At 58.2% G+C, this 26,871-nt stretch carries 23 protein-coding genes and 1 pseudogene; 12 read left to right on the top strand and 12 right to left on the bottom strand.

What is annotated here, in order from left to right; all coding sequences use genetic code 11:
• The first annotated feature begins 48 nt into the window (after window positions 1-48).
• Window positions 49-1,083: an LLM class oxidoreductase gene (locus KJF94_RS14935; protein WP_250548289.1), complete on the top strand. Its 1,035-nt coding sequence runs from the start codon at window positions 49-51 to the stop codon at window positions 1,081-1,083.
• 118 nt (window positions 1,084-1,201) lie between these two features.
• On the opposite strand, the gene KJF94_RS14930 is transcribed toward KJF94_RS14935, so the two are convergent.
• The 5 genes and pseudogenes from KJF94_RS14930 to KJF94_RS14910 form a co-directional block, all read right to left on the bottom strand.
• Complete coding sequence (locus KJF94_RS14930) at window positions 1,202-2,476, bottom strand: peptidase MATCAP family protein (protein ID WP_214384630.1); 1,275 nt, start codon at window positions 2,474-2,476, stop codon at window positions 1,202-1,204.
• Window positions 2,477-2,565: 89 nt separating this feature from the next.
• The gene (locus KJF94_RS14925; RefSeq protein ID WP_214384875.1) at window positions 2,566-3,618 is read right to left on the bottom strand and encodes an alpha/beta hydrolase family protein; all 1,053 of its coding nucleotides are present in this window, start codon (window positions 3,616-3,618) and stop codon (window positions 2,566-2,568) included.
• A gap of 251 nt (window positions 3,619-3,869) precedes the next feature.
• Window positions 3,870-4,289, bottom strand: a complete 420-nt coding sequence (locus KJF94_RS14920) for a hypothetical protein (RefSeq protein ID WP_214384628.1) — start codon at window positions 4,287-4,289, stop codon at window positions 3,870-3,872.
• A 157-nt stretch (window positions 4,290-4,446) separates the two neighbouring features.
• Window positions 4,447-5,643, bottom strand: a pseudogene (locus KJF94_RS14915) (patatin-like phospholipase family protein).
• 108 nt (window positions 5,644-5,751) lie between these two features.
• On the bottom strand, window positions 5,752-5,913 hold the full coding sequence (locus KJF94_RS14910) for a DUF2986 domain-containing protein (RefSeq protein ID WP_214384626.1): 162 nt from the start codon (window positions 5,911-5,913) through the stop codon (window positions 5,752-5,754).
• A 383-nt stretch (window positions 5,914-6,296) separates the two neighbouring features.
• Between KJF94_RS14910 and KJF94_RS14905 the strand changes: the two genes are divergently transcribed.
• From KJF94_RS14905 to KJF94_RS14885, 5 genes are all read left to right on the top strand, one after another.
• Window positions 6,297-7,430 (top strand): C45 family autoproteolytic acyltransferase/hydrolase, encoded by a 1,134-nt coding sequence (locus KJF94_RS14905; RefSeq protein ID WP_214384624.1) that lies wholly within the window; start codon window positions 6,297-6,299, stop codon window positions 7,428-7,430.
• An 81-nt stretch (window positions 7,431-7,511) separates the two neighbouring features.
• A complete protein-coding gene (locus KJF94_RS14900; protein ID WP_214384622.1) occupies window positions 7,512-8,453 on the top strand; it encodes an ABC transporter permease in 942 nt (313 codons plus the stop codon).
• Window positions 8,450-9,322, top strand: coding sequence for an ABC transporter permease (locus tag KJF94_RS14895; protein ID WP_214384620.1), 873 nt, complete (start codon window positions 8,450-8,452; stop codon window positions 9,320-9,322). Before KJF94_RS14900 ends, KJF94_RS14895 begins: the two co-directional genes overlap by 4 nt.
• A complete protein-coding gene (locus KJF94_RS14890) occupies window positions 9,322-10,953 on the top strand; it encodes a dipeptide ABC transporter ATP-binding protein (RefSeq protein WP_214384618.1) in 1,632 nt (543 codons plus the stop codon). Before KJF94_RS14895 ends, KJF94_RS14890 begins: the two co-directional genes overlap by 1 nt.
• Before the next feature lie 65 nt (window positions 10,954-11,018).
• Window positions 11,019-12,572 (top strand): ABC transporter substrate-binding protein, encoded by a 1,554-nt coding sequence (locus KJF94_RS14885; protein ID WP_214384616.1) that lies wholly within the window; start codon window positions 11,019-11,021, stop codon window positions 12,570-12,572.
• A 2-nt stretch (window positions 12,573-12,574) separates the two neighbouring features.
• Here KJF94_RS14885 and KJF94_RS14880 read toward each other — a convergent pair whose 3' ends face one another.
• On the bottom strand, window positions 12,575-13,195 hold the full coding sequence (locus KJF94_RS14880) for a GntR family transcriptional regulator (RefSeq protein WP_250548288.1): 621 nt from the start codon (window positions 13,193-13,195) through the stop codon (window positions 12,575-12,577).
• 108 nt (window positions 13,196-13,303) lie between these two features.
• On the opposite strand from KJF94_RS14880, the gene KJF94_RS14875 reads away from it, so the two are divergent.
• From KJF94_RS14875 to KJF94_RS14860, 4 genes are all read left to right on the top strand, one after another.
• Window positions 13,304-14,143 carry an alpha/beta fold hydrolase gene (locus KJF94_RS14875; protein WP_214384612.1) on the top strand — a complete coding sequence of 280 codons (840 nt, stop codon included), beginning with the start codon at window positions 13,304-13,306 and terminating at the stop codon, window positions 14,141-14,143.
• An 85-nt stretch (window positions 14,144-14,228) separates the two neighbouring features.
• Entirely contained in the window at window positions 14,229-15,518 is a 1,290-nt protein-coding gene (locus tag KJF94_RS14870) for an NAD(P)/FAD-dependent oxidoreductase (RefSeq protein ID WP_214384610.1), read from the top strand.
• 33 nt (window positions 15,519-15,551) lie between these two features.
• Complete coding sequence (locus KJF94_RS14865; RefSeq protein ID WP_214384608.1) at window positions 15,552-16,148, top strand: eCIS core domain-containing protein; 597 nt, start codon at window positions 15,552-15,554, stop codon at window positions 16,146-16,148.
• Between the two features lie 107 nt (window positions 16,149-16,255).
• Window positions 16,256-17,182, top strand: coding sequence for a Gfo/Idh/MocA family protein (locus tag KJF94_RS14860; RefSeq protein WP_214384606.1), 927 nt, complete (start codon window positions 16,256-16,258; stop codon window positions 17,180-17,182).
• Between the two features lie 51 nt (window positions 17,183-17,233).
• On the opposite strand, the gene KJF94_RS14855 is transcribed toward KJF94_RS14860, so the two are convergent.
• The gene (locus KJF94_RS14855; protein ID WP_214384604.1) at window positions 17,234-17,713 is read right to left on the bottom strand and encodes a hypothetical protein; all 480 of its coding nucleotides are present in this window, start codon (window positions 17,711-17,713) and stop codon (window positions 17,234-17,236) included.
• 83 nt (window positions 17,714-17,796) lie between these two features.
• On the opposite strand from KJF94_RS14855, the gene KJF94_RS14850 reads away from it, so the two are divergent.
• On the top strand, window positions 17,797-18,243 hold the full coding sequence (locus tag KJF94_RS14850; RefSeq protein ID WP_250548287.1) for a hypothetical protein: 447 nt from the start codon (window positions 17,797-17,799) through the stop codon (window positions 18,241-18,243).
• Between the two features lie 426 nt (window positions 18,244-18,669).
• Here the strand turns inward: KJF94_RS14850 and KJF94_RS14845 are convergent, their stop codons facing one another.
• Window positions 18,670-19,587: a LysR family transcriptional regulator gene (locus KJF94_RS14845; protein WP_214384602.1), complete on the bottom strand. Its 918-nt coding sequence runs from the start codon at window positions 19,585-19,587 to the stop codon at window positions 18,670-18,672.
• Between the two features lie 59 nt (window positions 19,588-19,646).
• On the opposite strand from KJF94_RS14845, the gene KJF94_RS14840 reads away from it, so the two are divergent.
• Window positions 19,647-20,156 carry a DUF6196 family protein gene (locus KJF94_RS14840; RefSeq protein WP_250548286.1) on the top strand — a complete coding sequence of 170 codons (510 nt, stop codon included), beginning with the start codon at window positions 19,647-19,649 and terminating at the stop codon, window positions 20,154-20,156.
• A gap of 193 nt (window positions 20,157-20,349) precedes the next feature.
• Here KJF94_RS14840 and KJF94_RS14835 read toward each other — a convergent pair whose 3' ends face one another.
• From KJF94_RS14835 to KJF94_RS14820, 4 genes are all read right to left on the bottom strand, one after another.
• Window positions 20,350-21,870: a hypothetical protein gene (locus KJF94_RS14835; RefSeq protein ID WP_250548285.1), complete on the bottom strand. Its 1,521-nt coding sequence runs from the start codon at window positions 21,868-21,870 to the stop codon at window positions 20,350-20,352.
• A 254-nt stretch (window positions 21,871-22,124) separates the two neighbouring features.
• Complete coding sequence (locus KJF94_RS14830) at window positions 22,125-23,453, bottom strand: TolC family outer membrane protein (protein ID WP_214384600.1); 1,329 nt, start codon at window positions 23,451-23,453, stop codon at window positions 22,125-22,127.
• Window position 23,454: 1 nt separating this feature from the next.
• Entirely contained in the window at window positions 23,455-24,795 is a 1,341-nt protein-coding gene (locus KJF94_RS14825) for an HlyD family type I secretion periplasmic adaptor subunit (RefSeq protein ID WP_214384598.1), read from the bottom strand.
• A 6-nt stretch (window positions 24,796-24,801) separates the two neighbouring features.
• Complete coding sequence (locus KJF94_RS14820) at window positions 24,802-26,538, bottom strand: type I secretion system permease/ATPase (protein WP_214384595.1); 1,737 nt, start codon at window positions 26,536-26,538, stop codon at window positions 24,802-24,804.
• Window positions 26,539-26,871 lie beyond the last annotated feature (333 nt).

Below are 26,871 nucleotides of genomic sequence, written 5' to 3'. Positions count from 1 at the left end.
GAGGATTCAATAAACATGTCAGTCATCGTCACTCACGGGACTGCCATCATGACTATCGCCACACACCTCACGCCGCAGGCGCAACCTGTCACCTTACCGACCGCCCATCCTTCGCTTGAACGTCACCCCGGGTTTCAACGCTTGTTTCAGCCAGAGGCGCTCACGATTGGCCTGATCTTGCCACTCGAAACCCACGCGGGCCGACCGGCCCCGACCATGCGTGGCCACCTGGAGATGGCGCAGCGCGCCGAAGCACTTGGTTTTGGTGCCTTATGGATGCGCGACATCCCGTTCTACGACCCGGATTATGGTGATGTGGCGCAGATCTTTGAACCACTGGTCTACATTGGGTACCTGGCCGCTGCCACCCGCAGCATCGTCCTGGGTACCACGGGTATTGTGTTGCCTACCCGGGACCCCATGTATCTGGCCAAGCAAGCGACGTCCCTCGATCAACTCAGTGAAGGTCGCCTGGTGTTGGGACTTTCCTCGGGCGATCGATTCAGCGATTACCCGATGTTGGGTATCGATTATGAATCCCGTGGCGATCGCTACCGAGATGCCTTTTCGGTGTTTCGAACCCTGATCGAGCAGAGCTTTCCTCGTTTCCGCTCCGAGCGATTCGGTGGGTCACCCGGAAGCCTGGATCTGGTGCCAAAAGCGCCGTATGGCCGCGTCCCCTCAATTGCTGTCGGCCAGGCGCAACAGAGCATTGAATGGTTGGCTCAGCACCTTGATGGCTATCTTGCCGGTGTTCAAAGTCCAGAGCGGCTGGCATCGTTGGGCGAGAGCTGGCACGCCACCGTGCGTGAGGCAGAGAATCGCGACGCCTTCAAACCGTTGGGGCTGGGGGGCTATTTCGATCTCAGCGACAACCCGGACCAGCCATTCCAGCGCATCCAGGGTGGCTTCCGGGCGGGGCGCAACGGCCTGCGCATTTACCTTGAGCAAGCGCAATCTGCCGGTGTCTCGCATATCGCGCTCAATCCCAAGGTCAGCCGTCAACCCTATGGCGAAATTCTCGACGAACTCGGCGAGTACGTTCTGCCGCACTTCCCGTCACATCCAAAACGCACTCTGTAAGGTCCCCAGCCGACGTCAATAGTCTCAGGGGACCGTTTTCCTGTTGTTTGCGTATGTCCGCTCCTTACCGGACAGCGACGGCTGCGCGGTGAAGTCGGTACCCCGCTCCAGATTCAGGCTAGGCGCTGGCATCGGCTTCATGCTCGTCGGCGAACGCCATGAGCACCTCCAGATCGAGTACGTCCAGCTTGATCCTGGCGATAAAAGCGGAGAAGGCCAGGTTGGCGGCGAGCAGACGCAGATCGGAGGCCCAGGCCGGGAGGTGGACCGGCCCTTGGAGCCAGCCGGACTCAAAGAGCGGCGCCAGGCGTACGGTATCACCCAGGCTGAGGCGCCCTGCGAACAGATGGCCCACCAGTTCTGGTCGGTTGTCGCGGATCGCGATGCGCAGCAGGGTATGAACGCCGAGCAAACCGGTCAGGTAGGCGGCATCCTTGGTGAACGCCGAACCGCCGCGCAGGTCGGCGCCGCGGAAAACCCGCTGGGTCGAGCGGAATGACTCCTCTTGCGATTGACCGGCGGCGAGAAAACCTTCGAACACCTGGATGAAATCGGCGCCATCCAGCGCCTGCTGGACCGCGAGCACGCGCAGGGCAAGGCGGCGCAAACGGTTGATGTCCATGCTGCCAGTGAACAGCTCGGCCAAGGTGGCGATGCCTTCCTGAGTCTGGGTCGTGCGTGGCGCCCCCAGGCCCAGGCTTTTCAGGTTGGGTTGGAGTGCGCCGTTTTGTGCCGTGGCGACATGCACGAAGGCCTCGTGCTGCAATAGCTGATTCTTGTCCAGTTCCGAGAACAAGGCGCTGGCACGCAGGCGGATGCGGCTCGCCCCGGCAATGGCCTTAGAGGCCAGGGTCGGGTCGAGTACCACCGTGATCCGGCCCGGTCCGAAGAAACGGTCCAGTTCCGGCTGCATCCAGGCGGCGAACGCCTCGGCCGGTATCTCTGCCGGGCTCGGTGGAATCCGGGCACCGCCCAGCAGGGCGTCGGTGGTCTTGAGGAAAAATTGTGCCGCATCCAGCATGCTCAGCTTTTGGCTCGGGTAGTAGAAGTCCGGGCGCCGGTACAGCGCGGACGAATACTGAGTAAAGGCGGGGGTGCCAATGGCTCCAAGCATACGTCCGGCCGTGGCATAGCTGCGTGCAGTCATGGCGAGGTAGTTCCCGGCCGGATGCCCCTCATCGCAACGGCCAATAAAGGCTTCCAGAGCGGCGACGTCAGCGCTGTGGTCGCGCGGGCGCAGCTCGACTCTGGGCAACTCTGCTTTCCCGCCACGCCAATGTGCCAGGAAGACTTCCTCGACGCCATCAGGCCAAGCCAGGGCATCCAGTACGCGGATCTTGCGAGCCAAACCGGGAAGAGCGGCATCGAGTTCAGACAGGGGCGCGGCGCTCATGGAGATCACCTTGAAAGTCGAGGTTCATTCAAAAAAGCTTAGCCGTTGCCGATGTATTGCGTTTCTGCCGCAGTTCTCGTACCACGAGTTTACAAACTGCCTACTTTGTAGATAGATGACTGAAGAAACTCTTCTATCAGCGATGTGATCTGCCGTTGAATCACCTCACGCGGGCGGCCGTTGTCGCCATCCCGGCAAATGATGCCATCGCCTGGTACGTCTTCTTCGAGCAGTACCTCCGCGCCAGGTTTGCACACCGACAAGAAGCTGAAATGACTCGCGTCGCTGATTTCGACGTAACGGCTTGACGCCGGAGGCAGGCGTTTGGCCAGGTTGGCAGACTCCAACTCAGCCGGAAGGTCGTGCGACGGTACGCCGGCAGCGATCACCAGCGTGGGTACCGGCAGCGCGGCCAGGCTTTCATCGGTCAGGCCCCGTGAAAGGCCCAAGTCCAGTGTCACCACAGCAGTGACGCGTTTATCGCGCCAATCGGCGGCCAACGCAGCCTTTGAGTCTGAGGTGCTTGCAGGGTCTATCTTTCCATAGACGGTGCAACTGGCTAACTGCGGGTGGGCTTTGCATTCCTGGGCGAAACGGTCTGCATCGGAACGAGCACCGGCGATCTCCAGGGCGGTCCAGCCGCCGAGTGAATGGCCCGCTACTGCAATTCGATCATTGGCGACCACGCCGAATTTTTCAGGTTGAGTCGTGACGCTATCAATGGCTCGGCGCACATCAACGGGCCGCTGCCATAACTGCGCCGCTGCTTGAGGGCTACGGTCATGAGTGGTGGTGCCAGGGTGATTGATTGCGGCGACGATGTAACCCCTATGAGCCAGCGCACTGGCAAGCCAGATCTGGTTGCTCCAGTTACCTCGGTACCCGTGGGAGAGCACCAACAATGGATGCTTGCCAGCAGCGGGCGGCGCGTCACGAACGGCAGAAGCCCCGACGAACACCACATCATCGCCGATCAATTGCGTGGCGGCGGTAGTTGCGCTGGGGTACCAGACGACCATCTCCAGTGAGCGGTCATTGTGCGAGTCCACCAGTGTGGAAGAGTGGAAGCCGACAGGGTTCTCGTCAGCGAGTGCGATAGTAGTCAGCCCAGTCAACAACAGGGCGCAGAAAGCTATTTTCAATGTCGTTCTTCCTTGATTAGACAAGTACATGGCAACCTGAACCCGCCGTTAGGCGCATCCATCTTCGTAGGGAGTCGAAGCTAATGTGGCTGCATGTAAGCATGAACATTAAAGCCCACGTTCGAACCGCCGCGCAGAACTTTCATCGTTAACTCTTTTCGCGGTTAGTGAGAAAACTGAACATCCGCTTCTCACCGGCCGATCGATAAATGTCTTATGGGCAATCGACAGGCTTGCTTCGCACAATTTGCCTACACCGATACATCAACGCTCCCACGAGCCAGCAGCCACTCCTGATAGACCGCAGCGCTGGTAATCGATAAGGCGCCATTGTCAGCGTTGATGGTTTTCTCGTCAGGGCTTCCGATCTCGATCAGCGGCTGGAGGTCTTCCGGAACAGGCGAAGCGGGGCTTTTGCTGAGGGACTGCACATCGGGCAGTTCGACAGAGTTGCCTTTCGCGTCGTACGTTGCCGAGTCTGGATCAGATTTAAAGCGGGCTTTCAGCTGTTCCAGATCGCGTTCTGTCTCGCGAAAACCTTTATCGATCTGTGCCTGGACTTCCGCTGTCGCATTGGCGACCTCGATCCTGCCGGCGGTCACCTTGCCACTCTCCAAAGATTTTCTGAGTCCCTCTACGTAGGGCAGCGGAGGTAAGTTGCTTCCGATCATTTTGACGCTCCTTGGTTGGTAACCGAGTAGCAGAGCAAAAGTCAGGCCATTCGTTGAATACCTTGTTTTTCAGGGCGTTGGCGAGTCGCTGAGGTGAGTCGGTGGCACACGCTTGCCGAGAGCGGCAACGCATTGCCTCGATCTTTCAGCGGTTGTTTCATCGTTTGGTGTTTTCCGGGTACGGCGATTTATGCCACGGATAGCCCTTCGCGCTGAGTTGGAAGGCGTAATCGAATAAACGCTTCATGTACTCGCTATCGAATTTGCGATTGTGCGCAAAGTTAAAGTCGGAGCCAATGTACGCAAGATTGAAATCCGCTCCATCCTGTTGCGCCATCCGGTAAATACGCTCCAGGTCGCTGATCCCCTGAGTTTGAATCAAGGCACTGATGGCTCGACCGCCGATGCTCAATGTACGCCGCTTGGTCCCGGACCACTGCGGCTCCAGTGTCCCATTACGAATAACGTAGAAATGACGGTCGAGTCGCAAAGGAGCTCCGGTGGATTTGCTCAACGCCATCACGGTGCTGGGTGGGTAAAGAAACACTTGAGTGATGACCCCTCCGTCCACGTGCATTTCCTGAAACTGTTTGCCGTCCACGTCCACATCGATCATGACGGGGGAGACTGCACCGGGAATACTCATGGACGCGAGCATGATGTTGCGAAAGAGGTCGAGCGCTCCTGGTGCCTGGCTGGAGGCAATGGCGCCCATGTTCCAGGTGACGGGTCGCCCCGAATCAAGGTCAGTGGTGCCGATCAGCAGAATTCGTCCTTTGGCGTATTCTGAGGCGATCGCCGCAAGAATCTCCGTGGTGACGTACTTTGTAATGAGCCGCGACAGTGGCTTGCTGTCCGCTATACCGTCGCTGGCAAAACGGGTTAACACGTTTCGCGAATGAAAAATGTCTTTTGGACCGATTGCGTTGGAAACGTAACGAATCACGCCGTCGTACTCAGACCCCAAGTAAGCGAACGGGGCGACCAGGGCTCCGGCGCTAATGCCTGTGACGACCTTGAACTGGGGGCGGGTCCCATGTGTCGTCCACCCCGCAATCAGCCCCGCTGCGAATGCGCCCGCATCGCCGCCGCCGGAAACCGCCAGCATATTGGCCAGCGGAAGGATATTGTTCGGCTTCCCGGCCTTGGCGAGCATCTCGCTCTCACGTTTGTTGGACTGAACCGCATCCTCAATGAAAGGCGTCAGGTCGTGGTCCAGCCTTTAGCGAGCATCGGGAATGCCTGGGATGACCGCTTTTTCCGTCAAGGTTTGCGGAACAGCGTCACGGCGTGGCAGACACGCTTGAAGAAACATGTCCAGTGAGGCGCCAGGTCTGAGCGGGAATGGTTTCAAAACGCCTCCTCCAGCCCCTGCCGCAGGGCGCGATTGGCCGACATCCTTCGTGAGAGGCCGTTTGCGACCCGAAGCTGACCTTCAGCAACGGGTGCTTAAAACAATAGATTAGCTCTCAGGGGAAATGATTGGGTCTGGATTGGCTTCAGCGGCCAGTTTCAATCGGTCGGCTTTACTCACGTATTTAGCCTTGTTTTGCGGTGCCAATTTGGCACTGGCCTTTTTGGCGTGAGCCTTTAACAACTGCTTTATTTTTTTCTGACGATTCATGTTTTTCTACTCGGCACGGGTGTACATCAGCTTCCATTTCTTTTCCGGCTTGAATTTCAGCGGACCAACCGCTTTGTCATTGCCGCGTTACGGGCCCCGCGGTAATGCGAGTTGGAAGCATGGTAAGCGTGAATCGCCACTCATCCAAACGCTTCCATTGGCCACCACGCGAATGCCCGTTACTGATCCCGGTCCTCAGCCCAATCACGAATGCCACTTTTTGACACGTTTGTGAATTTACTACCCGCCGTAGCGAGCGAAAACCGTGCGTTTTTAAGCTGTTGGGTTATTGGAAACACAATTGGCGCCAATATTGATTGGGTTTTTGTGAAATTGGTCTGATCCTTGCTCTAGGTCTTGCTCAAACTATTTGAGGGCAGGGCATGAGTGATTTATTTCCGTGTATCGAACTGAGTGGAGGGCCATTTGCCCGAGGCGTGCAGTACGGCAAAGCCTGCCCACAGATCATTGCTCGCAGCATTGAAATCTACGGTCAGCAACTGCTGGACATGGGTTATGACTGGGCCGGTATCAAGCGATTGGTCAATCAATTCATTCCCAATATCGAAGCGTTCGAGCCGCAGTACCTGGAAGAGATGCGGGGCATCGCGCAAGGCTCCGGTCACGACTTCGAGGCCATTGTGATGATCAATGCCCGTACCGAGATCATTCATCTGGGGCGGCGTTCGATGCAGGACAAACCGGAACTGGATGGCTGCACCGGCGCCATCATCCTTCCAGGCGCCACCGCGAACAATGAAGTGCTGCACGGCCAGAACTGGGACTGGCGCATGGAGTGCGCGGAGACTGGCGTGGTCCTGCATATTCGTCGTGACGACGGCCCGGATGTGCTGACATTCACCGAAGCAGGTGGGTTGGCCCGCGCAGGCATGAACTCCATCGGCACGGCGATCACGGGCAACAACCTGGAATCGGATCGTGACTATCAAGTGCTAGGCGTGCCATTGCCGCTTATCCGCCGCAAGGCACTGGAAGCCAATCATTTCGCCCTGTCGATGAAAGCTGTGGCGGTGACGCCAAAGTCGGGTTCGAACAACATGATGCTCAGTCATGCCGCCGGCTTTGGCATCAATTACGAATGTGCACCTGATGAAGTGTTCCCGCTGTACGAGGTCGACGATCTATTGGTGCACGCCAACCATTGGCGCAGCGCGGTGGCGCAGATCAAACTGAAGAACACCGGCATCGGTGGTGCACCCGAAAGCTTTTATCGCGATATTCGTGTCGAGAAACTGCTCAAGCAATTTCATGGCAGCCTGACGCTGGAACACCTGAAAAGCGCGTTTTTCGATGATTTCGGCAAGCCATTTGCCGTCTGCCGACCACCACGTCCGAGCTCGAGCGGCGAGGACAATCTGTCCGCTACGGTGGCAATGATTTTGATGCGCCCGGCCAGTGGGTTCATGGAAATTGCCTCCTTGCCGGCCATTAACCGCACCTTTGGGCAGTACCGTCTCGAGATGGAATCCGATTACGCGCGGTATGCCACCTGGTAAGCATTGACCTGTTGCCAGCCTGAGCCCTGTCCGATTGAGCCCTGCCCGATTGAGGGCTGTAATCAACATCGAGGAACCCACATGTTTCGTTTGATCATTCAGCGTCTGGCCATGGCGGTCCCGACGTTATTGCTGATCTCTATTGCGGTCTTCGCAATGATCCGGTTGATACCCGGTGACCCGGCGCTCTTGATGCTGGGCGACATGGCCGATCCGGCCAGTCTGGTCAAGATGCGGCAGTCCCTTGGGCTGGATCAACCGGTGGTCGCGCAGTACCTGATCTGGCTAAAGGCCGTGTTCCATGGGGATCTGGGCTTTTCGATCACCAGCCATGAGGCCGTTTTGCCGCTGGTGCTTGAAAGGTTCAGCGTCAGCGTGACCATCGTTCTGACGTCGGTCGCGCTGGCGGCGATGATTGCGGTTCCTCTGGGCATGCTGGCGGCGTGGAAACAGGACACGCTGGTTGATTTGGGATTGGTGACGACGGCGACGTTGTTGCTGTCGATCCCCGGTTTCTGGATGGGCCTGTTGCTGCTGTATGTGTTTGGCCTGGAACTGGGCTGGTTGCCGGTGGTGGGGTATGTGCCGTTTTCGGCTGATTTTGGCAAAGCGCTGGCCTACATCATCTTGCCCGTGACAACGCTGGTGCTGCATGAAAGCGGTGTGATTATCCGGATGCAGCGGGCCAGCTCGATCGAAGTCTTGCGCCTGGACTACATCGCTCATGCACGAGCCAAAGGGTTGTCGGAGCGCGCGGTGCTTTGGCGCCATACGTTGCGCAACGCCTTTGCACCCACCTGGACACTGATCGGCCTGATCCTCGGCAACCTGCTGGGCGGGATCGCTGTCATCGAAACGGTGTTCACCATTCCCGGCATCGGGCGCCTGATGGTCGACTCCATTTATGCGCGTGATTACCCCGTACTGCAGGGCTGCCTGTTGCTCATTACGTTCGTCTACGTGCTGGTCAACCTGCTCGTAGATTTGATGTATCCGCTGTTCGATCCTCGGGTGAAAGCATGAAGATTTTAAGCGAAATTGCCGCGCCGCCGACCGCTGTGCCGAAGACCTCGGGGCACAAGCGTCCGCTCCCGTTCAACGCGCTGATCGGTGGCAGCCTGCTGGTGGTGCTGGTGCTGCTCGCGGTGGCCGGTATCGTCTGGACACCGTATGACCCGCTGCGGCTGGATCTGGCCAACCGATTCATGGCGCCGTCCTGGCCACACATTCTGGGGACGGATGAGTTCGGCCGCGATGTCTTCAGCCGCATCATCATCGGTGCCCGCACCAGCCTGTGGATCAGCCTGCTGACGGTGATCCTGGCCATCAGCATCGGCACGCTGTTCGGCTTGCTCGCCGGTTACCTGCGTGGCTGGACGGACCGCCTGTTGATGATGGTCAACGATGCGTTGCTGGCATTCCCCGGCATGTTGCTGGCGCTGGGGCTGCTCGCCATTGTGGGCGCGAGTCAGTACGGCATCGTGCTGGCGCTGGGCCTGGCCTATATCCCCACCGTGGTTCGGGTGGTGCGCAGCACGGTGTTGTCGTTGCGTGAGCGCGAGTTCATCGAAGCCTCCAGGGTCATTGGCAATGGCGAGCTGTACACGATGTGGCGGCATATCGCGCCGAACTGCGTGGCACCGTTGATTGTCCTCGCCACCAGCATGTTTGGCTGGGCGATTCTCTCGGAGAGCGCCTTGAGCTTTCTCGGGTTGGGCGTTCCACCGCCTGCGGCCACGTGGGGAAACATGCTGGCCTCCAGCCGGCCGCATCTGGTCACGGCACCGTGGCTGGGTTTCTTCCCTGGCCTGATGATTTCCATTGCCCTGATCGGCATCAATCTTTTCGGTGACGCCCTGCGTGATCGCCTTGACCCCCGGATGAGTCGCTAATGGATACCGTAAAGCCTTTGCTTCGCGTCAGTAATCTTTGCATTCAGGTGGGAACCGAGGGTTCGCTGGCGGTTGACCACCTCAGTTTCGACATGGCACCCGGCGAGATCGTCGCGCTGGTGGGTGAGTCCGGCAGCGGAAAGACCATGGCGGCGCGTGCTGTCATCGGACTGTTGCCGCCGCCGATGCGCGTCGCGTCCGGTCGAATCGAGTTTGCCGATACCGACCTGTGCACCTTGCCTTACGATCAGTTGCGTGATGTTCGCGGCTCGAAGATCGGGATGGTGTTTCAGGAGCCGATGGTCTCGCTCAACCCGACCATGACGATCGGCCAGCAGATGGCGGAAGGGTTGCGCCTGCACACCGACCTGGATGAAAAAACCATTCTCGCCCGGTCGCTGGAGATGCTGCGCCGGATCGGCATGGATGATCCGCAACGCTGTTTGAATGCCTTTCCCCATGAGTTCTCCGGTGGCATGCGACAACGCATCATGCTGGCTTCGGTCATGTTGTTGCGCCCGGCGCTGTTGATCGCCGACGAGCCGACCACGGCCCTCGACACCCTGGCCCAGGCTGACGTCATCGAACTGATGCTCGAACTGACACGGGAGGAGGGCACGGCGATCCTGTTCATCAGTCATGACTTGTCGCTGGTGGTGCGCCATGCCCACAAAGTCGTGGTGATGCGCAACGGCAAAGCGATCGAAAGCGGCCCGACCGAACAGATCCTGCTGGGCCCCAAGGCCGATTACACCCGGCAATTGCTCGAAGCGCTGCCCACCCGAGGCAACCTTGACAGCGCATCACTGGCCGCGCCGTTGGTCGACATGCGTAACGTCACCATCGAGCACCCGGGGCGCCAGGGTTTCCTGTGGCGTGGCAAGGCAAAACGCGCGGTGGATGGGGTCAGTCTGCAAATCGCTGCGGGTGAAACGCTGGCGCTGGTCGGCGGCAGCGGTTCGGGTAAAACCACCCTTGGCCGTTCGGTCGTCGGGCTGGTCAGTCCGATTGCTGGCGAGATCTTTTTCGATGGCGTCGACATCCTCAAAAGCGCCAATCTTGAGCATCGATTGCAATGCCAGATGATTTTTCAGGACCCGGTATCGTCCCTCGATCCGCGCGCCAGAATTTCTGACATTCTCGCTGAACCGTTGCGCCATGTGCCGGGCCTCAGTCGCGAGCAACGTGCCGAGCGCGTGCGCACCATTCTGCAGGATGTCGGCCTGGACCCGCTCTTCGCCGACCGCTTCCCCCACCAGCTTTCAGGTGGTCAACGGCAACGCGTGGCGATTGGTCGGGCGCTGATTCGTCACCCCAAACTGGTCATCGCCGACGAACCGATTTCCGCGCTCGACATGACCATTCAAAAGCAAATCCTGGCGTTGTTCGAGCGGCTGCAAAAGCAGTACGGCTTCGCTTGTCTGTTCATCTCCCATGACCTTGCGGCGGTGGAACGCATTGCCCATCGCGTGGCCGTCATGCAGCAAGGTCGACTGGTTGAAATTGGCACCACCGCACAAGTGTTCGACAACCCGCAACACGCCTTCACTCATCGACTGCTGGCTGCCGCCAATCCGTTGGTGCGGCTGGCCGACGGGAGTTATCAATTGCGCAGCAGTGCTGCTGTGTGAAGGACTTCAAGGCCGTCATACCTGTGGCGGCGCGAACCTGTTTGATCTTTATCAAGGACTCGCTTATGAATCGCTTTTTAGTAAACGCTCTGACGCTGAGCATGATGACCATGATCGGTTGCGGTATCGCCCAGGCGCAAACCTTGCGTCTGGCGATGAACTCCGACATTCGCAGCCTGGACCCGGGGGTCAATCGTGACGACCGCTCCGATGCGGTCGTGCTGCACATGACCGAAGGGTTGGTGGCCTATGGGGAAAAGGGCGAAGTCAAACCGTTGCTGGCACAGAAGATCGATGTCTCTGCTGATGGTCTGACCTACACCTTCGCCTTGCGCCAGGGTGTGAAGTTCCATAACGGCGAATCGTTGACCGCCGCCGACGTGCTATGGAGCTGGAACCGGGACATGGACCCCAAGACTCAGTGGCGCTGCTTTCCGGAGTTCGATGGCAGCGGCTCGACCAAGGTCACCAAGGTCACCGCACCGGATGACCATACCGTGGTGATGGAGCTGGAAAAACCCAGCGGTATGTTCCTCGCCACGCTGGCGCGTACCGACTGCGGCGGCACCGCGGTACTGAACAAAGCCTCGGTCAACGCTCAAGGTGAGTTCGTCGCGCCGATAGGCACTGGCCCTTATCAGTTAAGCGAGTGGAAGCGCGGGCAGTACGTCACGCTGACAAAATTCGCCGGCTATCAGTCCTTGCCCGGCCCGCGCGACGGTTATACCGGAGGCAAGAACGCGCTGACCCCTGAAGTACGGTTTGTGATTATTCCCGATCAGGCGACGGTCAAGGCGGCGCTCTTTTCGGGCGACCTGGACTTGGCTGAAGTCACCGAAACCGACCTGCCCGAAATCAAGACCCACCCAACGCTCAAGGTCTCGACTGACCCCAGCGCGACCATGAATGTGCTGATGTTCCAAACCCGGGATCCGTTGCTAAAGGACAAGCGGATCCGTCAAGCCATTGCCGCCGCCATCGATGTCAAGCAACTGGTCGCGACCACGAGCAATGGCTTCGGCGTGCCCAATAATTCAATCGTCAGCGTGGCCTCCAACTACTACGGCCCAAGCGAGCAACGCGGCTTCACCTACGATCCACAGAAGGCTGCGCAACTACTCCAGGAGGCAGGCTATCGCGGCCAACCATTGACGATCGTCGCCAACAAACGCTCGATGGTTCCCAGTTACGACCTGGCCATTATTGCCCAGGCGATGCTTCAAGCGGTCGGCATCAACGCGCAGGTTGAAGTCATGGAATGGGGCACTCAGCTTGAGCGTTACCAGGCAGGGCGTTATCAGGCGATGTCCTTCACCTATTCGGCACGCTTCGATCCGGCGCTGAGTTTCGAGCAGGTGACGGGTAACAAGGACAAAGAGTCGCGCAAGGTCTGGGAGGATCCTGAGGCGATCGAGTTGCTGAGCCAGGCACTGAAGGAAGGTGATGTCGCCAAGCGTCAGTCAATCTTCGATCAACTGCATGAGCGCTTCATCGATCAAGTGCCGATGATCGTCATGTACAACGGCCTGGACATCGTTGCGCTGAATCAGAACGTAGAGGGCTACGACGCCTGGATCGGGCAGAAGCCGCGCCTGTGGGGCGTCAGCATCAAGCCTTGAACTCATGGCTCCAGTGGGGTTTGACGGATGTGCGCCGCGATCAGTCGCTTGAGTTGTTCGCGGTCACCGTTACGCAGGAGGTCAAGGATCTGGAAGTGTTCGCGGCTCGACTGCTCGGCGCGCAGATGCGTACGCCAGGTGCCACCTGGAGACGATGGGGGACGGCTGCGAATTTCTTCGATGAACTCGATCATTACCCGGTTGGTGCACATGTCATAGATCCCGCGATGAAACTCGAGATTCGCGATGTAGCACTCTTGCATCGTGCCTTCGTTGACCAGGCGGCTGAAGCGTTGCGCGATGACGTCCAGCGCTTGCAAACGTTCTTCGGTAACGACCATTTGATCGACCGCTGCACATTCGAGTGCGATGCGAACTTCGCGGGTATCCGACACCTGGGTCAGGTCGGGCGTGTGCACGTAATAACCGCGATTGGGAATGTGTTCGACGAGGTTTTTGAGGACCAGTTGGTCCAGTGCGCGACGGATGTCCAGCCGTGTACAGCCGTAACGGTGTTCGAGATCGATCTGCTTGAGCCAACTGCCGGTCGGAAGAACACCGACATTGATGTCGTTTGTAATCAGCAGCACCAGTTGGCTGCGATCAGTCGTTTTTTTGTTCAAAGGTGACTTCCACAAAACTTGGAAAGTGGGTGTGTGAGTCGTCCACCGTGCATGACCCTGACCCGCTGTAGTTTTCAATAATGGCACAATTATCAACGAGGTTTCACAATGTTGAGCAACCCTCAAGACACCCCTGAAGCGCGGCATCGTCAGATGTACTACCGAGGTAGCACGACCATTTTTTCGTGCCGTAAGGATCCGCGTTTTGTTTATTGTCTTTATGTTCCGCAAACCTTCGATCAAGCACCTGAGGGCCATCGTCTGCTGGTTGCGGTCCATGGTACCGGGCGCACGATGGTAGAGTATCGGGACGCGTTTGCCGAGTTCGGCCGCTTCAATCGCTACATCATTCTTGCGCCGCTGTTTCCGGTAGGTCCACTGGGCGATGGCAACCCGCATGGTTTCAAATACCTCAAGGAAGGGGACATTCGTTATGACGAAGTCCTGCTGGCAATGGTGGATGAAGTCTGCGAGGCGCTCAGCACTTCGTTCGAGAAGTTTTCATTGTTTGGTTATTCGGGCGGCGGGCATTTTGCCAACCGTTTTTACTACCTGCACCCCGAGCGTCTACGCTCTGTTTCTATCGGTGCACCGGGGTCGGTGACCTTGATCGATGAGGGGCGCGATTGGTGGGTGGGTACCGGAGGCATTGAGGCGATTTTCGGCAAACGCCTGAATCTCGATGCGCTGCGTGAAGTCGATGTTCAATTGTTAGTGGGTGCCGCAGACCTGGAAACCTGGGAGATTCACTATGCGCCCGGTTCAGTGCAATACATGGACGGTATCAACGACGCCGGGCGCACGAGGGTGGAGCGCAATGCAACGCTGGCTCGCAACCTTGAGGCCCATGACATTCGTGTTCAACAAGACATTGTTCCCAACACCGCTCACGCCGGAATATCGGTTGTGCCCTATGTTCAGGACTTTCTATTGCAATTAGGCGATTGAATCAAAACGCCGTCGAGGCCACCTCGGCGGCGTTTTGTCCGGATTGACGAGGCAAGCGACTATTGGTTTCGCCCAGGATGAACTCATGAGCACGGATTTCCAGCAAACCTTTTATGAAACCACGGCCGACATCACCACCTATCCCGCCCAATCGGGTCGTGTAGAGACTAAAGTGTGCATTCTCGGTGGTGGCCTGGCAGGCCTGTCGACCGCACTCGGGTTGGCGGAGCGTGGTGTCACTGACGTCGTTGTTCTGGAATCCCATCGCCTCGGTCATGGTGCTTCGGGTCGTAATGGTGGCTTCGTCTTCGGCGGCTACAGCCTGGGAAACGCTGATCTTCTCGCCTCCCTTGGCGTTCAAGAGGCGCAACGCCTTTACCGGCTAACGCTTGATGCCGTTGAGTTGATTCGTCATCGTGTCAAACAATACGGTATCGATTGTGACTTGGTTGACAAGGGTGTGATTCTCGCCAATTGGTTCAACGACCCGTCACGACTTGAAACACCGCGAAAACTTATGCGTGATGTTTATGGGGTTGAGTGGGAATACCTGCCGCCAGGCCAGTTGAAAGAGATACTCAAGACTGAGCGCTATTTCGGCGGCCTGCTGGAGCGTAATGCCTTCCACTTTCACCCTCTCAAGTACGTGTACGGCATTGCTCGCACCGTGGCTGAATTCGGTGTGCGCATCCATGAGCAATCATCCGCCCTGATCATCGAGAAGCGTGGAAAGAAATTTGTGGTGAAAACCGAAGGCGGCGAAGTGCATGCCGAGCATGTCATCTTTTCCTGTGGCGGATATGCGCGCGGCGTCTATCGCCCGGTTGAACGTGCGGTGCTACCCATTGCCACCTATGTCGTTGCAACCGAACCGCTCGGGGCCCGTTTGAAGGACGCTATTGACTGTGAATCAGCCGTCTACGACACGCGGTTCGCTTTCGATTACTACCGGCCGCTTCGCGACAGCAGGATGCTGTGGGGTGGGCGGATTTCGGTGCTCAATCGGAACCCGGAAGCGATCGCCAGTCTGCTCAAAACAGATCTTTTATCCGTATATCCCCAGCTGGAAGGTGTAGAAGTCCAATATGCCTGGGGCGGGTTGATGAGTTATGGCCGGCATCAAATGGCCCAGATCGGCCAGGATGAAGCAGGCGTCTGGCATGCCGTTGGTTTCGGTGGTCATGGCATGGCACCGACGACGGTGGCGGGCGAGGTTCTGGCTGACGCTATCGCCCGGTCCATTCCGATTCCCGATGGATTCCGCAAGTTCGGGTTGACCCGTACGTTTGGTCTGGCCGGTCTGGTCGCCGCGCAGATGACCTATAGCGCCTGCCAGGCGCGAGATGCTTTCGACGCCCTGCGCCTTAACAGGTAACGGCAACGACAGTAACGCTAGCTGGAGCGCCCAATGCCGCCCATCACCACGCGCCTGGTGGCGCTGTTTGTTCTTTGCCTGACGCTTGAAGTGCCAGCCCAGGACAGCGCCTGCCCACCTGGCGAGAAACAAGTGTGCCTGGACGGCTGCATCTGCCTGCCAGACCTGGGGCAGGTGCTTGGTCCCGTGCCTGATGGCCTCTATCAGATCGCGGCACCTGCCCTGGCGTTGTGGTTGACTCAAGCCCGCGCTGAAGCAGCCAACGCCGGCCTTCAACCCATTCCACCGCACATCCGGGAGCAACTGCTGCGCTGGTACGACCCCGGCGTCCTTGATACCGCCCACTACAAAGTCAGCGACAACGGCCAGTTCAGCGCCGCCACGGCCATGCTGCAAAACCCCGATGTCGGTGCCGTGACGCTGATCGACATCATCCTTTTTCGGGACGCTCAAACCGCCGAACAGAACGTCGCGCTCTGGGCTCACGAACTCAAGCATGTGCAGCAGTTTCAGGAATGGGGGGTAGAAGGATTTGCCCAGCGCTATACACAGGATTTCAATGCGGTGGAGGCGCCGGCGTATGCCATACAGGCTGAGGTCAGACGGTTTGTGCGCGAAGGGACTGACTGAAGGGTAGAGCCCGCGAAACGTCCGCACGTCATCAATGACTTCCCCGCCAGACAAACGTAGTCTTGTTGATTCGCTTCTCAAGACAAGAACAAAACCAGGAGTCATTGATGCAACCGATCCGTCTCGGTCTGGTGGGCTACGGCAAGATTGCCCAGGATCAGCACGTCCCCGCTATCAACGCCAACCCCGCCTTCCAGTTGGTCGCTGTCGCCACGCAAGGGCAGCCCTGTGCCGGGGTAGAGAACTTTCAGTCCCTGAGCGAGCTTCTCGAAAACGGCCCGCCGGTGGATGCGATTGCGTTTTGCACACCGCCGCAAGGGCGATTCGCTCTGGTGCAACAAGCGCTGGCCGCAGGTAAACACGTGCTGGTTGAAAAACCGCCGTGCGCCACGTTGGGCGAAGCGATGGCGTTGGTGAGTCAGGTCGGTGAGCAAGGCGTCAGCGGTCTGTTCGCCTGGCATTCACGCTACGCGCCCGGCATCGAAGCCGCCCGTGACTGGCTGGCCACCCGCACCCTGCAAAGCGTACAGATCGACTGGAAGGAAGACGTGCGCAAGTGGCACCCCGGCCAGGCATGGATCTGGCAACCCGGAGGCCTTGGCGTCTTCGATCCCGGCATCAATGCCTTGTCGATTGCAACCCATCTGCTGGCGCTGCCGCTGTTTGTCGAGTCTGCCGACCTGCGAGTCCCGAGCAACTGCCAGTCGCCTATCGCCGCCTCCATCAAAATGTCTGACGCGCGCCACCTCGATGTCCGTGCGGAGTTCGATTTCGACCACGGTCATGACGAACTCTGGAGCATCGAGATTCACTGCACCGAAGGCATCCTGCGACTGGACAACGGCGGCGCACTGTTGAGTATCGACGGTGTGCGCCAGGTCGTATCGGAGGAGGGCGAGTACGCCGCGGTCTATCGACATTTTCAGCAGCTGATCGGCGACAAGGCCAGTGACCTGGATCTCCAGCCGCTGCGATTGGTTGCAGATAGCTTTTTTGTCGGCAGTCGGGCGTTGGTTGAGCCGTTCTACGATTAGTGGCGGCTCGGGTGAGTGCTTCGGGAGCTCAACTCGACTGTCCACTCTGGGTCACGCTCTACCCATTTTTTCGTACGAAGCATCGATGACCGTGACGCGCTCATCCCAAGCAGCTTCAGCGACATCCCGGATAATTTCCGCGAGCGTCTCAACATTCACACCCTGTGCCCTGATGCAGGCCAGGCGTCCGAGTGACCAATCGATAACGGTGCATTGTGGGTACTTCGCTAGCAGTGCGGACAGGGCTTCCTGAGGCGGCTCTTTGTGGGTGTACATGAAGTCAAAGTATGGGGCGCTGTCGTTCTGAAGTGAGTACACCAGAGCCCAAGCATTCGATGGGCCGGGAAAGCACATGGCGACGTTACGATGCGCCCATTCTGGCCCACCATGTTTGATGTGGCGAAGTACTTCGATGATCGAATGACAATCGGGTATTCGGATCATGCGATCAGGGTCAAACGTCCAGCCAGGCACGGGCTGGGCGGCTGCTTTACTGGCCAGAAGTGCAGTCATTCTTGCTTTTCGCTTCATCGCATTACCTTGGGGTCGACTGTCCGCTTTTGGCTGTGGATTCAACCGGTCACGCTCAAGAACGCGCCAGAGTTGCCGACGTAATGATTCAACTATCACCGTTCTTTGTGATGGGAAATCTTCAAGGAGGCTCTGTGCCGCACTCTCTACCGTTCACCTGTCTGGCAGCTGTTCTGATCACGACCCTGACAGGTTGCTCGACCCCGACGGCTCCGGCGACTCCTACGACTGCCGTATCTGCCAACATCGATTATTCACAGCGGCGTTATGGAGACACTCGCTTCGACAAACCGGGAATTTCCCTGCCGGCACAAACCATCAGCTTTAAAGCGGATATCGATGGTTGCGAAATGCTAGCTCAAAAGCGCTATGAAGAAGCGCTGGCGAACAGTGCAAAACTTGGGGCCATCTACGGGCAGAGCATTACACCTCAAACGCTGCAAAGCATGAAACGTATGCAGGTTCTGAGCTGTATGACCGGAAAGGAAGCGAATGCTCAAAACGGCAAAGGCTGGGCGATAATCAAATAAGTTGTCTATAACGGCCGATTGCTGCCTCTGGCCAAGGGCTGCAATCGACCCAAAGCGGTCAGTCGTATCTGGTAAAAAGCGACCGAGTGAAGTCGTTCCCTTCGCGCCACGCTCGACTGGCTGCCACACGCCGTCTGCCCTTCTGCACAAGAAAACCTCATCAAGCGACTAATTCGACCTCTGATAAAACATCGCTGATGTATGCCTTAGTCGTCTTCATGCTCTTTTCCCTCATCAATCCATTTTTTGTTCAGGCCTATTTTTTGGCCTCTTCCAGGGCCGCTTTGTATCCGTCGTAGTGATAAAGATGAGCAGCTCATTTATCTGCGCGTGGGTTGCAAGGTCAGCTTGGACCCAAAGCGGACAGCACTCTGTCATCCGGACTGGCTCACCCGAACAACATTGATTGCAATGGACTGCGGCGATTCAGCTGCCGAAGCTTGTGGGTGCACCTAACGTCTGGATAACCTCGTCAATAAAGAGTCTAAGTTTTGCAGAAGGACGACGGTCGGCGGAGTAAATCAGGTTAACGGGATAGGAAGGCCCCTCAAAATCGTCGAACAGGACAACCAACTCCCCTCGCTGAACATAGGGCATCAGTACATCCTCCACGCAAAGCGTGATACCGAAATCAGAAAGTGCAGCGTTGAGTTTGGCAATCGTGTTATTGACCTTCAAGCGACTCACAATCGGCACGCTGAACGTTTTCTTATCCTTGGTGAATTGCCAGGTCTTGTCCGTCATTCGATCCGAAAACAGGTAACCCAGACAATCATGATCCACGAGCTGTTGAGGATGTGTCGGGAAGCCTCTACGTGAAAGATAAGCGGGGGAGGCGCAGGCAAGCATTCTGAAGGATTTTAAGCCACGCTGAACCAACGCTGCGCTATCCGCCAATTGTGTCTTGCCTAGGCGGAAGACGACTTCAAATCCTTCTTCGACGATATTCACAAATCGATCCGTCAGTTCTAGCTCGATTTCAGTTTCGGGGTAGCGTGTCAGGTATTGGGTCAGGAAGGGGATTAAGCGATGAGAACCGTAGTTATACGGAGCGCTGATCCTGATTTTGCCGCGCGGCGTGGAGGTAGCGGCCAACGCCAAAGCATCGGCGGCGTCGATGTCGCTCAGGATGGCCTTACAGCGAGAATAGTATTCAGTACCCACGGCCGTGAGGCTTTGGCGGCGAGTGGTTCTGGTAATCAACTTGAGGCCTAACTGAGACTCTAGGTTGCTCACATGTTTTGCTATCAGTTGAGGGGTGACACCCAACGTGACAGCAGCTGCGGAAAAAGAGTCTGATTCTGCCGCCGCGACGAAAGCGGCCATGCTTTTCAGTTTGTCCATATCTACAACCAATAGTTGTCAATGTTCTTCTATTTGTATCATTTATCTTGAAGATACGCATGTTTAATATCGCTTGTGTCAATCAAGTGAGCGCGTTGCGCCTACATGAAACTGGAGAGCATGAAATGGTAAACGTCTCGCATGAAACTGCTGGAGATACGGAGCGTCGACTCTTGCGCGTGACCACTCAGGCGCGCGTCAGATTCTATCCGGGCACATTCGCTTTTCTAGAGTTTCCGTTGTCATCGTTTCCAGAAGCGGCGAACTCTGACGCACTGGCGCTAATCCGAGATGATGTCGTTTGGAGTCAGTTGGTTCCCTGTGATGACGTGACACAGGAACTGTTTGGGGTGTTCCGTTTCCACTTTCCTCTCGGCGCGGATAACAGCGGATTCGTAGGCTGGTTGGCCACGCGCCTGAAACAGCGATATGGAACGGGTGTTTTCGTGACCTGCGGCCAGCATCGAGAAGATGGCGGGATATTTGATTATTGGGGAGTTCCTGCCGACTTGACTCCAGAAGTCTTTGCGGAAATCCAAGCGTTGGTAGATGGGAGCATTACCGGATAGACGAACATCCAAAGCGGGCATGTGCGAACCTCGGTTTGGGCCCGGTGTTGCAACCGGCTGCTTATGGCCGAAAGCAGCTTGTGCGGACACGACCGACTGCTCAATCCAACGGCCACTTCAGCTCCGAAATTTAAAAGATTTCAGAGCGGTGCCGATGAGGCGGATCACAAAAGTGTCCGCCCGCAATTGCGCGCTACTCTGCCGCCCTGAGTGTGTTGACCTGAACCATGAGCGTTGAGGAGTCGGTGGTTTCCACGAACAGGTCATAGGCCTCCAGATAGAGGTACACATTACTGGTCTTCAGCGCGCTATTGGTGGCGCATGTCACCTTGCGCGCCATCCCCTGCAGCGAGGCAACTGTTTGTGTGGCCGGCAAGGATTCACCCACCGAACACTCAAATTTCTGCACGAAAGGTTTGCCAGTGCTTTCAGTAAAGTTTTTGCTGTAGGCGATAGCACTCCCGGGTTTCACGTTTTGCCAATCGCCCTCCAGGTCGATGCGGGTGAGCAAGCTTCGCTGGTCGGTTTTGCCGGCGAGCTGAGTGCGGCTTGTCGCGGCCAGTTCGATCAGCCCGCGCCAGCGCAAGGTCACACGTTCGTTGCCCAGCACCCCCGTCGCCTGCTCGCGCCAGATTCCATGGGCCGGGCCCGGTTGCAGATACACGTCCATTGGACGGTCGTAGACTACAGCGCTCGGCACCAGCGGGGAGGCGGCGTTGTAGGTGAATTGCAAGTGGCTGAGCGTGTGGGCCGGTCGTCCCTGAGGCAGTGCGCTGAGCTGTGCCAGCAGTGGTGCCGGAAGCTCTGGCGTCAGCAAGTTCGGCGGTAGTTTTTTCCGGATAACCAGCGTGGTGAGTTGCGCCAGGTTGGCGGGTTCTGCGCACACAGTGCCAATCAGCCGGGCGCGTTGTTCTTTGTCCAATGCACTGTCAAGCGGCTGAAGGGGCGGCGGTAGCAGACCCTTATCGCCGATACGATAAACCAGGCGGGTGCTGGCCTGGCGAGTAGAACAGTCGAACTCGACACGCTCAAACTGGCTGTCATAGGACTCGCCTTCGCTTTCATCCACGCGGGTGCGGCCATAGTCGATGCCCGCCCATATCGAGCGTCGGGAGTTCTCCATGCCCAGGGTGCCCGGGTCCAGTAACACAACGTCTTCGCTGTCGCCGGGCAACTGCTTCCAGGCGCTGTCCCGGACCGCTTGGCACATCTGCCGGGGCATGTTCCGCGCTGGATCTTCTGGCAGGACATAAGGATCGCTCCAGTCCTTGCCGCTTCGATAATCCATGGATACTTTCGAAGAGTCGCAGCTAGCGAAAAGCCGGGCCTGGGTGGCTGGCTCGGTGCCTTCAGCCGGTAGATCAATCGTCAACAGGAGCGTTTTGCCCAGTTTGATCGTGGTATCCAACGGCAGCGGCCGGGCTTGTACACGGGTCGCCATGGCTTGATTCTGTACCTGGCGCTCGGCAGCCTTACGCTTATAGTAATCGGCCATCCCGTTGCCTTGCAGGGCACAACCCGTCAGGGCCACAGTGAAAACAGCACCCGTCAGGCGAAATAAAATACTCACAGCAAACAGCTCCTTGGTGCGACCGGTATCCAGGCCATTTGAATCGGCTGGACAGTCAATACCTTTAGGGGCTGCGAGTGGCTGCGTCTGTGTTCGCGGCCGGCGCACCGAACCGGAGCTGCTACGGACTGCATTGACGGGCATTGCGCAAGTTGTCGACAACTACCTGATCAAGGACTTGAACGAGTGAGCACGGGACAGTCGTGCTCCAACGCGCTGTAAAAACACCGCCAACCCCTGTGGGAGCGAGCTTTTGTGGCGAGGGAGCTTGCTCCCGCCGGCCGATCCGCGTCCGGGCGAAGCAGTCGCAAAACTTTTAGGGCCGCTTCGCGACCCAGCGGGAGCAAGCTCCCTCGCCACAAAGGGTCGCTCTCACAGTGGTTTTGCGCAGGTGAACGTCAGTTGGTGACCAACAGTTCCGGGCCGAGGTAGTTGTTGATGTGGTCGATGTCGTCGTCGCCCAGACTGCCTACCGAAGAGGCCAGGCGCAGGCGCGACATCAAGTACCGCAGCTTCGCCTCGAACAGGTCGTGGCGCGCAACAAAGAGCAGCTCTTCGGCATTGAGGACGTCCGAGTTGGTGCTGGTGCCTCCTTCCTTGAAACCCTTGCGTGTCGAAGTCAGTGAGCGTTCGTTGGACTCCACGGCCCGCTCCAGTGCGTGAATACGTTTGGCGCCGCTCTGTACGCCGGCATACTCGCGGGTGGTTCCGGAGATGACTTCCTGTCGCGTGGCGTCGAGTTCGTCCAGGGCCTTGGAACTATTGGCACTGGCCTGGCGTGTCAGTGCGCTGGTACCGCCACCGTTGTACAGCGGGAAATTGACCTCCAGCCCGATTGAGGCGTAGTGGTTGCGTTGATTCAGCTCGGAGATTGATTGGCTCTCGCCCGCGGTGTAGCCGGCAACGAAATCCAGTGTCGGCCAGTGACCCGCCCTGGCGCGCTTCACTTCTTCTTCAGCGAGGTCGCTGCTGTGACGGCGCGCATGGATCAGCGGGCTATCGGTCTGAGCCTTGACCAACCAGTCTTGCAGGTTGCTCGGTAGCAACGGTGGCGTATCGAAGCTCGGACGCAACGTGGTCAGCGATTCGGGGGTTTCTCCGATGTATTCCTCAAGCTTGCGGCGCGCATTGATCAGGTTGTCCTGCGCTTCGATCAGTTCGGCTTCGGAGAGGTCGCGGCGAGCGACCGACTCGTCGATGTCGGTGACGGTGCCGGCCCCCAGCTCCATGCGCCGTTTCGCCGAGGCGAGCTGTTCATCAAAGGCGCTCAGCTTGGACTTGGCCAGGACGATGGTTTCACTGGCCAACAGCACGTCGAAATAGCTTTCGGCGAGGCGCACCGCGGCGTCCTGACTCTTGGCATCGAACACTGCGACGCTGTAGTCGGCACGCTGTTTGCCCTGGCGGTACTCGGCCATTTTCTGTTTGTTGAACAGCGGCTGGCGCAAGCGCACGTTAGCGCCCTTGGAGTCGTAGTCGAGATCTCTTTCGACACCGCTCTGGCGCTGGCTGCCATTGACCTTGTTGTCGTAGGCCGAGGCACTGATCTGCGGTAGCAGACCGGCCTGGCCGATGGCGCGGTTTTCCAGGCCGGCCTCTTTTTCATGCACGGCGGCGCGGTAGACGGGGCCTTGGTATTGCAACAGATCCCAGGCTTGTTTGAGGTCCATGGCGCCGGCCGGGAGGGATAGCGCTAACAGGCAGAAGCACAGGCAATGACGATCCATTTCATTGTTCCTTGAAGGAGCTGTCGACACGTTCGAGCATTGGTTTGAGAAGATAGCTCATCATGTTGCGCTCGCCAGTCTTGATGGTGACGCTGGCGGGCATGCCGGGACGAATGTGATTGCTGCCAAGAAGGCTCATGCCATCGGGCGTGACTTCTACCTGAGCCAGATAGAACGGTTGCTTGCTTTCCTCGTCGAGCAGGCGGTCGGCGGAGACGGTCTTCACGCGGCCGGGGATGTTGGGCGTCTTGGCATGGTTGAAGGCCGGGAAGGCAATGTCCACGGCCAGGCCGGGGACCATCTTGTCGATGGCCTGCACGGGAATCATCGCGTCGACCTGCAGCGGTTCGTTGTCCGGCACGATTTCCATGATCTTGAAGCCGGGCTGAATGATCCCGCCAACGGTAGCAATGGCCAGGGACTGGACCATGCCATCGATGGGCGATCGAATCACCGTGTGGGTCACTTCATAGTCCAGCGCACGCAAGCGGTCGGCCAGGGTGGTGTTTTCCTTGGCGGTGTCGGTGAGCTGCGATTCGACTTCCTTCAGGTAATCGTGCTGGCGCTGCAGGATGCGCAGCTTGATTTCGGTAGTCTGGCTGCGCACGCGAGCGATGTTATTGAGGTTCTCGGCCTGGCCGGCGGAGAGGTCGGCATTGCTGCGCTCCAGCTCAAGCAGGCGGTTGCGCGGCACATAGCCTTCGGCCGCCAGCACGCGGGTGCCTTTAAGTTCCTGGTTGAGGAAGTTGATCTGCGAGGCGCGGGCGCCATAGACCTGTTGCAGGCCCTTGAGTTGCACCGCCGACGCCGCGAGGTTTTCCTGCAGGATGCTGATTTCGCCCGCGAGGCCGGCGCGCCGGGTGTCCAGCAGGCGTTGTTGCAGATCCATGGCGGCCAACAGGCGCTGGTCATTGCCGAAGCGCTTGAACAATTCGGGATCGTAGTTCACCACATCGCGGTCGTCACGTTCCGCTTCCAGGCGGTTTTCCACCGTCTTGCTGACGATGTATTGGGCGCTGACTGCACCCTGTTCGGCAACGGCACGCAGCGAGTCAAGGCGGACGACCTCCTGGCCTTTTTTCACTGCATCGCCTTCGCGAACAAGAATGGCCTCCACGGTGCCGCCGCTAAGATGCTGCACAGCTTTGCGATTGCTGGTGACTTTTACCGTGCCTGTCGCTACCACGCCGGCATCCAGCGGCGCCAGCCAGGACCACAGGAGGAAGCCGCCGAAACCGGCGAGCACCAGCCACATGCCCCAGCGCATGGGTTTGCCGACGTCCAGATCCACCACGTGCCGGGGGTCGGTGAGAATCATGTCGGTGTGTTGGCTCATTTGCATGATCGGTCACTCCCGTGCTTTGACGGAGGCCAGCGGAGTCGACGCGCCTGTCGGCATCACCCTGGCCTTGCGCAGCTCTGCGAATACTTCATCGCGAGTGCCGAGCATCTGCACACCGCCGTCGCGCAGCATCAGCACCTTATCGACGGCGCAGAGCACATTGGGGCGGTGGGAAATCAGAATGACGGTGGCGCCGCGGGTTTTTAATTGAGCCAGCGCATCGACCAAGGCCTTTTCACCGACGTCGTCGAGGTTGGCGTTCGGCTCATCCAGCACAATCAGATTGGGGTCTCCATACAGCGCGCGGGCCAAGGCGATGCGTTGCTTCTGGCCACCGGAAAGCGGGCTGCCATCGGTGCCCAGACGGGTCTCGTAACCCTGCGGGAAACGCAGGATCATCTCGTGCACTCCAGTCGTCCTGGCGGCGCGGATGACCGCGTCGCTGTCGACCTCGCCAAAGCGCGCAATGTTGTCGGCGATGGTGCCCTCGAACAGCTCCACGTCCTGTGGCAGATAACCGAGCCAGGGGCCAAGTTCGCCCTTGTTCCAGGTGAATATGTCCGCGCCGTCCAGGCGCACCTTGCCAGCCTGTGCCGGCCAGACGCCGACCAACAGGCGGGCGAGGGTGGATTTGCCCGAGGCGGATGGACCGATAATGCCAAGGCTTTCGCCGGGGGAAAGGTTGAAGCTCACCCCGCGTAGAATCGTGTTGCTGGTGCCGGGGGCACCGGCATACACATTTTCCACCGCCAGCATGCCCAACGGCCGCTGCAGCGACATGCTCGGTGGCCGGCGCGGATAGTCGTTCAGCATTTCGTTCAACCGGCCCCAGGCCGAACGGCAACCGAGCAGTTGCTTCCACGACGCGATGACTTGTTCCACCGGGGCCAGCGCGCGGCCGGTGAGGATCGAGCAAGCAATCATCATCCCGGGGGTGATCTTGCCTTCGATCGCCAGCAGCGCACCGGCGCCGAGGATCAGCGACTGCAAAGTGATACGCACGAAGCGCCCGATGCTGCTGATCAGGGCGGCACGGTCGGAGGCCAGGGTCTGCATTTCCAGAATGCGCAAATGGCTTTGGTACCAGCGCTTGCCGATCGACGGCAGCATGCCCATGGCTTCGATGACCTCGGCGTTGCGCAGGTTGTTGTTGGCATAGGTGGCGGAGGAGAGGGCGGCTTGATTGGCTTCGGCTAGCGGCTTTTGCGTCGCCTTCTCGGTGAGATAAGCCAGACCCACCAGAATCATCGAGCCGATCAGCGTGAGCAGTCCGAGCAGCGGATGGATCAGATAGGCGACCAGCAGGTAGATCGGCGTCCAAGGCGCATCAAAGAAAGCGAACAGGCTATTGCCGGTAAGAAATTGACGCACCTGCGCGAGATCCTGCAGGGCCTGGGCCGGATTACCGCCGGCGCGGCTCAGGTTGCGCTCGAATGCCGCGGTGAAAATACGTCGATTGAGGTCCATGTCCAGGCAGTTGCCGACCCGGATCAGCACGCGGGTGCGGAACATTTCCAGCGTGGCCATCAGCAGGAACAGGCCTATCACCAGAAAGGTCAACATCGTCAACGTCGTGACGTTTCGACTGACCAGGGCGCGATCATAAACCTGCAACATATAAACGGCTGGCGTCAACATCATGACGTTGATGACGCCACTGAAACCTGCCAGCGAGTAGAAACTGCGACGAAGGCGAAAGAGTGCGTCGGCCAGTTCGGATCGAGTACTCGATTGTTTGTACATTTGGCTGACCCCTCTCGAAAAGCCGTTAGCCCTTGCGGCGCAACAGCTAACACGTGTAATTCGCAGGTAGCCGTCGATATGCAGGGGTTCGCTCTCGGGCGAATCTCCTGCCATTTCTGCGTTGCTCCCATAGCCAGCAGCGTAGGTGGCGATGAAACAATCTGAAATAACATTTCGCTCTAATGGTGCGTCGAACTTTCTATAAGTCTTTTAAAAACAGCTAGTTGTGAGGTCAATTGCCGGTCGTCAGGTTTGTGCGTCGTAAAATTGACAATTATTTGCTATGCACCTTTAGTCTTAATCATTGACGGCACCGTCCGCCTGAAGCCTGTC

It is taken from the genome of Pseudomonas hormoni (assembly GCF_018502625.1).
Taxonomy (GTDB): Bacteria; Pseudomonadota; Gammaproteobacteria; order Pseudomonadales; family Pseudomonadaceae; genus Aquipseudomonas; species Aquipseudomonas hormoni.
Note: the sequence above shows the minus strand (reverse complement) of the source record. Positions and strands in the feature narration are given on the sequence as shown.

Bases quoted from the DNA above. Each gene is read 5' to 3' on its own strand.
- KJF94_RS14855 (WP_214384604.1), bottom strand. From the start codon at position 17,713: ATGAAGCGAAAAGCAAGAATGACTGCACTTCTGGCCAGTAAAGCAGCC.
- KJF94_RS14900 (WP_214384622.1), top strand. From the start codon at position 7,512: ATGTTTCGTTTGATCATTCAGCGTCTGGCCATGGCGGTCCCGACGTTA.
- KJF94_RS14825 (WP_214384598.1), bottom strand. From the start codon at position 24,795: ATGCAAATGAGCCAACACACCGACATGATTCTCACCGACCCCCGGCAC.
- KJF94_RS14920 (WP_214384628.1), bottom strand. From the start codon at position 4,289: ATGATCGGAAGCAACTTACCTCCGCTGCCCTACGTAGAGGGACTCAGA.
- KJF94_RS14870 (WP_214384610.1), top strand. From the start codon at position 14,229: ATGAGCACGGATTTCCAGCAAACCTTTTATGAAACCACGGCCGACATC.
- KJF94_RS14830 (WP_214384600.1), bottom strand. From the start codon at position 23,453: ATGGATCGTCATTGCCTGTGCTTCTGCCTGTTAGCGCTATCCCTCCCG.
- KJF94_RS14865 (WP_214384608.1), top strand. From the start codon at position 15,552: ATGCCGCCCATCACCACGCGCCTGGTGGCGCTGTTTGTTCTTTGCCTG.
- KJF94_RS14935 (WP_250548289.1), top strand. From the start codon at position 49: ATGACTATCGCCACACACCTCACGCCGCAGGCGCAACCTGTCACCTTA.
- KJF94_RS14840 (WP_250548286.1), top strand. From the start codon at position 19,647: ATGTTTAATATCGCTTGTGTCAATCAAGTGAGCGCGTTGCGCCTACAT.
- KJF94_RS14845 (WP_214384602.1), bottom strand. From the start codon at position 19,587: ATGGACAAACTGAAAAGCATGGCCGCTTTCGTCGCGGCGGCAGAATCA.
- KJF94_RS14885 (WP_214384616.1), top strand. From the start codon at position 11,019: ATGAATCGCTTTTTAGTAAACGCTCTGACGCTGAGCATGATGACCATG.
- KJF94_RS14910 (WP_214384626.1), bottom strand. From the start codon at position 5,913: ATGAATCGTCAGAAAAAAATAAAGCAGTTGTTAAAGGCTCACGCCAAA.
- KJF94_RS14895 (WP_214384620.1), top strand. From the start codon at position 8,450: ATGAAGATTTTAAGCGAAATTGCCGCGCCGCCGACCGCTGTGCCGAAG.
- KJF94_RS14930 (WP_214384630.1), bottom strand. From the start codon at position 2,476: ATGAGCGCCGCGCCCCTGTCTGAACTCGATGCCGCTCTTCCCGGTTTG.
- KJF94_RS14820 (WP_214384595.1), bottom strand. From the start codon at position 26,538: ATGTACAAACAATCGAGTACTCGATCCGAACTGGCCGACGCACTCTTT.
- KJF94_RS14905 (WP_214384624.1), top strand. From the start codon at position 6,297: ATGAGTGATTTATTTCCGTGTATCGAACTGAGTGGAGGGCCATTTGCC.
- KJF94_RS14835 (WP_250548285.1), bottom strand. From the start codon at position 21,870: ATGCCCGTCAATGCAGTCCGTAGCAGCTCCGGTTCGGTGCGCCGGCCG.
- KJF94_RS14875 (WP_214384612.1), top strand. From the start codon at position 13,304: ATGTTGAGCAACCCTCAAGACACCCCTGAAGCGCGGCATCGTCAGATG.
- KJF94_RS14860 (WP_214384606.1), top strand. From the start codon at position 16,256: ATGCAACCGATCCGTCTCGGTCTGGTGGGCTACGGCAAGATTGCCCAG.
- KJF94_RS14890 (WP_214384618.1), top strand. From the start codon at position 9,322: ATGGATACCGTAAAGCCTTTGCTTCGCGTCAGTAATCTTTGCATTCAG.
- KJF94_RS14850 (WP_250548287.1), top strand. From the start codon at position 17,797: ATGATTCAACTATCACCGTTCTTTGTGATGGGAAATCTTCAAGGAGGC.